This is a genomic window from Aquabacterium sp. (genome assembly GCF_049317225.1).
GTDB lineage: Bacteria > Pseudomonadota > Gammaproteobacteria > Burkholderiales > Burkholderiaceae_C > Aquabacterium.
Genome location: NZ_JBMOIR010000017.1, coordinates 57,385 through 63,384 on the forward strand (window position 1 = coordinate 57,385; position 6,000 = coordinate 63,384).

Annotated in this window: 7 protein-coding genes; 3 read left to right on the forward strand and 4 right to left on the reverse strand. The window is 63.6% G+C overall.

The window, feature by feature from the left end:
* Positions 1-839: 839 nt before the first annotated feature.
* From ACOYNB_RS11200 to ACOYNB_RS11210, 3 genes are all read left to right on the forward strand, one after another.
* A complete protein-coding gene (locus tag ACOYNB_RS11200; RefSeq protein ID WP_422839152.1) occupies positions 840-1,052 on the forward strand; it encodes a hypothetical protein in 213 nt (70 codons plus the stop codon).
* Positions 1,053-1,268: 216 nt separating this feature from the next.
* Positions 1,269-1,724 carry a hypothetical protein gene (locus tag ACOYNB_RS11205; protein ID WP_422839153.1) on the forward strand — a complete coding sequence of 152 codons (456 nt, stop codon included), beginning with the start codon at positions 1,269-1,271 and terminating at the stop codon, positions 1,722-1,724.
* 75 nt (positions 1,725-1,799) lie between these two features.
* Entirely contained in the window at positions 1,800-2,063 is a 264-nt protein-coding gene (locus tag ACOYNB_RS11210) for a hypothetical protein (RefSeq protein ID WP_422839154.1), read from the forward strand.
* 15 nt (positions 2,064-2,078) lie between these two features.
* On the opposite strand, the gene ACOYNB_RS11215 is transcribed toward ACOYNB_RS11210, so the two are convergent.
* The 4 genes from ACOYNB_RS11215 to yegQ all read right to left on the reverse strand — a co-directional run.
* Positions 2,079-2,579 (reverse strand): SET domain-containing protein, encoded by a 501-nt coding sequence (locus ACOYNB_RS11215; protein WP_422839155.1) that lies wholly within the window; start codon positions 2,577-2,579, stop codon positions 2,079-2,081.
* A gap of 5 nt (positions 2,580-2,584) precedes the next feature.
* A complete protein-coding gene (locus ACOYNB_RS11220) occupies positions 2,585-3,856 on the reverse strand; it encodes a class I SAM-dependent methyltransferase (protein WP_422839156.1) in 1,272 nt (423 codons plus the stop codon).
* An 11-nt stretch (positions 3,857-3,867) separates the two neighbouring features.
* Positions 3,868-4,713 carry a ProQ/FINO family protein gene (locus ACOYNB_RS11225; RefSeq protein ID WP_422839157.1) on the reverse strand — a complete coding sequence of 282 codons (846 nt, stop codon included), beginning with the start codon at positions 4,711-4,713 and terminating at the stop codon, positions 3,868-3,870.
* A 116-nt stretch (positions 4,714-4,829) separates the two neighbouring features.
* Positions 4,830-6,000, reverse strand: a 1,171-nt coding sequence (gene yegQ, locus ACOYNB_RS11230; RefSeq protein ID WP_422839158.1) for a tRNA 5-hydroxyuridine modification protein YegQ, incomplete at its 5' end; no start/stop codon positions are given.

Consider the following 6,000-nt stretch of genomic DNA (forward strand, 5'->3'; position numbering starts at 1 on the left):
GGTACTTGTCCCCCGGATTCTGACAGGCACATGAAGGGGCGCCAGCAAGTGCTTGATTTAAAAAGGCCACATTGCTTATCCACGCAAGCTGTGGATAACTTTGTGGGAAAGCTTTGCAAACGCGCGCTAAATGCTTGTCAGAGCGGCACTTATGTCATTTTGCTGCAGAAAGCGGCACGCACTGTTATCCCATACAAATCAATGACTTAGCACGAATTTGCTGGATTTTCACCGTTTGGTGCACCCAAGCACCATTTCCGGGCCTCGCTCCGCCGGATGTGGGGATAAGTTACCCCCCGTTACGGTGCGCCAGAGGGTTTTCCCTAGTTGCCCTGAATCTGACTGCATCTGTCATCCACTTGCAAGACTTTGCACATCTTGAAAGCTGTCGCACGGCGATCCCAACTTGCCGAAGGGGTGCAAAGTAGTACTCGACCAAGTTGCGCCAAGTCCTTGATTTTGAATGCCCCCGAAGTTACCAACAGCCTGTGGATAACTTTGTGGGAAACGCTGGCATAGCGTTCGACTTCACGGTACGCGCTCAACCGTGCATCGTGCTGCATCCAATTTGGGCGCCGTATAAATTTCATTTGAAATCAAATACTTACGACACAAATACTGGACCAGAGAGATCGTCGCACCAAGACGACAAGGGCAGTCGGACACTCGCCCCAAGATGGGGATAAGTGCACTGACACCACATTCCAGGGATGAGGAAAATCCTTACCTATACGTCAAGCAGGCAGAGGACAGGTTATGCTTGCGATGTGCCCCTGGCAGGTCGCCTGCAGACGTGCGCGGGGAGCCGCCTTCATAACCTTATTTCTGTGAGACACACAATGAGCTTCTCGATCGACTCCAAACTCGGCGACCTGCTGGACAACGAAGCGACCAAGGCCATCCTGGAAAAGCACATGCCCGGCATCTCCACCCACCCTCAAGTGGCCATGGGCAAGGGCTTCGCTCTGTCGATGGTTGCCAAGTTCTCCGGTGGCCTGATCACCGAAGAAATGCTGCAAGCTGTGGCCGCTGACCTGTCCACTCTGGGCTGATCGCACACAGCCTGACACGCACCGCCGCGCGCGGTGCGCGTCTGAGCCACATCAAAGCCTCCCGCCGGGAGGCTTTGTCTTTTTCCGGCCTGCCAGCATGATGACCCCATGCAGTCAGCCGTCCGTCCCTCATCCCGTCTGTGGCTTGCCTTGTTGACGGCGCTTTGCGCGCCAAGCGGGGTCCACGCAGAACCGCCGCCAAAGGCCTTGCCCTGCATGACGGGCGCCCCCCTCCAAAGCAACTACACCCCGGTGCAGTTGTACCTGACGGTCGACGCGTGTGGCCGTCAGCGGCCGTTTTATGACGCCGCAGCCAAGATGTTCGTGCTGGGCAGCCTGTACGGCTACTACGACACCTTGCGCGTGAAGGACGAGACCGCGCACCAGGCCATCACCGTCATGAAGATGAGCGTGACGCCGCGCTTCACCGACGAATTCCGCGCCCACCTGAAAACCATGACGTCCGGCCCCAAGCTGGCCGAGTTATGTCGCAGCATGCGCCAAGTTGGTCCGCCGACCTACTACCCCAGCTACATGGTGGCACACGGTCTGCAGTCCATTGAGCATCGGTTGCAGGGTGAGGACGACGAAGACGACGCCCTGGATCACAGCCACACCCCACAAGAAATGTGGGCCTATGTGCTGGACGCCTACCTGCATTGTCCCCAGTAAACCGCTGCCGCGCTTGGCAAAGCGCGCGTCTGCGGTCATCATGCGCGCATCTCGCCCTGTCGATGGAGCCCTGTCTTGACGGATCCGCTGACCCCACTGCCGCCGCTACCGCCCTTGCGATCCCCTCTGGTGCGATCGCAGGAGGAAGGCCCCCCGCGTGAGCGCAAGGACCAAGGGGGCACGCCTCACCGCCCGCCGCATGATGAGGCGGCACCGGCAGAGGCCGAATCGCCCCCCACCGAGCCCGCGCCCGTGGTGACCACCTACGATGAACAAGGCCTCACCATGCCGGGCGGCCTGGATGATCTGGACCAGCCCCACGTGGATGCATGGGCCTGAATAGACCGGGCCCGCTTACAAGCGCCCCTGGCAACCCGGCGCGCCGCAACGACAGGTGAGTCGGCCCGCGTGGTGGGTTTCACCGTAACGGGCGGTCAACTCTTCCCCTGCGTCGATGTCACGCAAGGCGTAGAAGGCCACACGCCCTTGTTCCACCTTCAGCACCATGTTGGGCTGGCAGGAGTGGTTGGCAAACCGCAATGGGTCCGTGGCGTGCGTGGCATCCACCGCGCGCTTGTCCGAGATCGCCACCATGAAGATGCGGCCCGTGCTGCGCTCGGCCTCACGCGCGCGCCGGCGGGCTTCACGCATGTCGACAAACTCGCCGCGCATCTCACCGATCTTGCGACGGGCCGGAATGGCTTCGTCGGCAAAGGCCCCTTGGCCATCGATGGGGCTGGGGCCCACGCGCACCTTGAACTTTTGCGGATCGGCCGGGGTACCACGCAGCGGAGCGGGCACCGGCTCAGGCTGCGCGGCGGGCTCGCCGGGTGTCAAGGGGTGCAGGCTGGGCATGGCAATCAGGCTGGCAAGAGCCCGTCGGCCTTGAGCAGCTGCTCCAGGCATTGCTCCTGGATCCCGTAGAACGCCTTGATGTCCTGAATCTGGCGCACCACCTCTTCCGACGGGGTCGGCTGGGCGCGCTTGACGGCCAGGATCATCTTGTTCTTGTTGGTGTGCTCCAGCGAGATGAACTCGAAGACCTGGGTGTCGTAGCCCGCGGCGTCCAGCAAGAGGGCGCGCAAGCCGTCGGTCAGCATCTCGGCTTCCTGCCCCAGGTGGATACCGTGCTGCAAGATGGGTCGCAGCGGGTGCGGACTGAGCAGTTGCGGGCGGATCTGCTTGTGACAGCACGGGGAACACATGATGATCTCGGCACCGGCCCGGATCCCCAGGTGGATGGCGTAGTCGGTGGCCACGTCACACGCGTGCAGCGCGATCATCACATTGAGCGCTGCGGGATGGTAGTGCCGCACGTCGCCCTGCTCGTAGTCCATGCCCTCCAGATGCAAGGTGTCAATCACCTTCTGGCACAGCTGCACCAGGTCCTGGCGCAGCTCCACCCCGGTCACGCGGGCATCGCGGTGTTGGGTGTGGCGCAACCAGTCGTGGATGGCAAAGGTCAGGTAGCCCTTGCCCGAACCGAAATCCACCACGTGGATGGGTTCCTGATCATGTGGCGGCTGGCTCAGTGGCGAACGGGCCAGCGCGGCCGCGAACACCTCGATGAACTTGTTGATCTGCTTCCACTTGCGCGACATGGTGGGCAAGACCTGCCCCTTGGCATCGGTCACGCCCAGTTCGTGCAGGAAGGGACGCGAGGCATCCAGAAAGCGGTGTTTGTCGCGATTGTGGGCGGTAGCGGTGGCCTCCTCGGCCCCCGGCGCCTCGACGTTCGAGGGCTTGCCGACGCGCACGCTGGCCTTGCCCTTTTTGCTGAACGCCAGCTGCACTTCGTCGGTGGGCGTGTGCAGGTGCGCGTTGCGGAAGGCTCCATCCGCCAGCCAGGCCCCGATTTGTGCCAAGCCCTCGGCCACCGGCAGGTTCTTGGTGATGTCCTTGGTGGGATAGCGCAACAAAAAGCTGAGGTGCGGGGCATCACGCAGGATGACCGGGCGCACCATCACACGCTGCAACACCTGGCCTGCCGCATCCAGGTCGGCCACACCACCCTGGTACGCAACCAGCAGCAGCTTGCTCAGCCGCCCCTGGTCATGGGCCTGGCGCAGCAGGTCCGCAAAGCGCGCCAGGTGCGGCGCGTTGAACTCGGTCAGATCGCGGTCCGCAGCCATCGCCGAACCGATCAAGCCTGAGGCTTGCGTGGGGGGCGAGCGCCCGTGCCCGCAGGACGACCACCGTCACGGCGCGGGCCACGGCCTTCGCGTGGCGCGCCGTCGGCACGGGGGCCGCCACGACGTTCGCCACGAGGGGCATCGCGGTGATCGCGACGGCCTTCCGGACGGGGACGCAGCGCGTCTTGCTTGGCTTCTTCGCGGGCTTGCGCCAGCACGGTCTCCAGCTGGGCCGGGTCGATGCCCTTGAGGGCACAGAAGTTGGCCGTGGTCAGGCGGGTCGTGTCGAAGTCGCGCAGCAGTTGCGCACGGGCGCGGCGTTCTTGCTGCGCTTCGCGGTCTTGCTGGTGGGCAACGCGCTCTTGCTTGCGGGCTTCGCGCTGGGCATCGCGTTGGGCCTGGAAGGCTTCTTCGCGACGGGCCTTGACGATGGCGCGGCGGCGCGCCAACTCTTCGGTGGCCAGGTTGCGGTGCTCTTCGCTCAGCTCGCCGGCAGGCTGACCGTCCAGGTCAAAGCGCTCGGTGGCTTGCGACACGGCCGTGAGGTAGGCGGTGGTGTGGGTGTAGCGGCGGAAGAAGGCCGAAAGGGCCTGCTTGGTGAACACGCCGGGTGCGCGCTCGTGGATGTCCACCTGGATGCGCAGCTTCAGCGGCTTGGCCTGGCCCTTGGCAAACAAAGCGGGGAAACGCTCGGCCAGTTCGGCTGCCGTGGCAGCGTAAGAGGCTTGGGCATCCGAACCCGCCTCGGCGGTGGAGGTCGCCGTCTCGGCGGACACAGGGGTCACAGCGGCATCAGCTGCCACAGCAGCAGCCTGATCATCAGCGGGGGCGGCCGGGACCGAAGGAGTCGAAGACATGGATCGAATGCAGCAAAAAGACGAAAACCCCGATTGTCGCCTGTTCGGGGTTTTTCAGCCAGCCTTGGACCGTGACGGACCGGACGGACTGGCCGTCATCCGGTCCTTTCGCCGGATCAGGCGGTCTGAATCATGCGGGCCAGCAGGGCGCCGCGGTAACGCTCGTCCAGCGGCAGACGCACGTGCAGCGGACTGCCTGGGGCCACCTCGATGGGCTGGTTGTCGAGGCTGCGCAGGGTGTCGAGCTTCATCAGCTCGTTGCCACCCGGGTAGATGACTTCCAGGGTGTCGCCCACCTGGAAGCGGTTCTTGACCTCGACCTCGGCCCAACCGTCCTCGATGGACTTGACCTCGCCCACGAACTGGCTGCGCTGGAACTGCGAGTGCCCGGCGATGTAGTTCTGGTAGTCCTGTGCCGGACGACGCTCCAGCAGGCCGCCGGTGTAGCCACGGTTGGCCATGCCCTCGAGTTGCAGCAGCAGATCGCGGTTGAACGGCCGACCGGCCACCGCGTCATCGATGGCGCGGCGGTACACCTGGGCCACGCGGGCGACGTAGTACAGCGACTTGGTGCGGCCTTCCACCTTGAGGGAGTCGATGCCGATCTTGACCAGGCGCTCCACGTGCTCGACGGCGCGCAGGTCCTTGGAGTTCATGATGTAGGTGCCGTGCTCATCTTCCATGATGGGCATGAGCTCGCCGGGACGACCGGCTTCTTCGATCAGGTAGACCTGATCGGCGGCGGGGTGACGCTGTCCGTCGCCGCAAGAGGAGAAGGCCTTTTCGGCGTCTTCCTGCTCTTTGGCGAAGTTGAAGTCGCCTTCCAGCTTGATGGGGATGACCTCGCCCGTGTCCGCCGACTGCTGGCCCTGGTAGGTGTTGTACTCCCAGCGGCAGGCGTTGGTGCAGGTGCCCTGGTTGGGGTCACGGCGATTGAAGTAGCCCGACAGCAGGCAGCGGCCCGAGTAGGCGATGCACAGCGCACCGTGCACGAAGACTTCCAGCTCCATGTCCGGGCATTCCTGACGGATCTTCTCGATCTCGTCCAGGCTGAGTTCGCGCGACAGGATGATGCGCTGCACGCCCAGCTTCTGCCAGAACTTCACGGTGGCGAAGTTGGTGGTGTTGGCCTGCACGGACAGGTGGATGGGCACCTCGGGCCACTTTTCACGCACCATCATGATCAGGCCGGGGTCGGCCATGATGATGCCGTCGGGCTTCATCTCGATGATGGGCTCGATGTCGCGCAGGTAGGTGCGGATCTTGTCGTTGTGCGCGATCAGGTTG

What these genes read in the sequence shown, in the direction of transcription:
- ACOYNB_RS11200 (WP_422839152.1), top strand. Translation starts at nt 840, where the DNA reads ATGAGCTTCTCGATCGACTCCAAACTCGGCGACCTGCTGGACAACGAA.
- ACOYNB_RS11205 (WP_422839153.1), top strand. Translation starts at nt 1,269, where the DNA reads ATGACGGGCGCCCCCCTCCAAAGCAACTACACCCCGGTGCAGTTGTAC.
- ACOYNB_RS11215 (WP_422839155.1), bottom strand. Translation starts at nt 2,579, where the DNA reads ATGCCCAGCCTGCACCCCTTGACACCCGGCGAGCCCGCCGCGCAGCCT.
- ACOYNB_RS11220 (WP_422839156.1), bottom strand. Translation starts at nt 3,856, where the DNA reads ATGGCTGCGGACCGCGATCTGACCGAGTTCAACGCGCCGCACCTGGCG.
- ACOYNB_RS11225 (WP_422839157.1), bottom strand. Translation starts at nt 4,713, where the DNA reads ATGTCTTCGACTCCTTCGGTCCCGGCCGCCCCCGCTGATGATCAGGCT.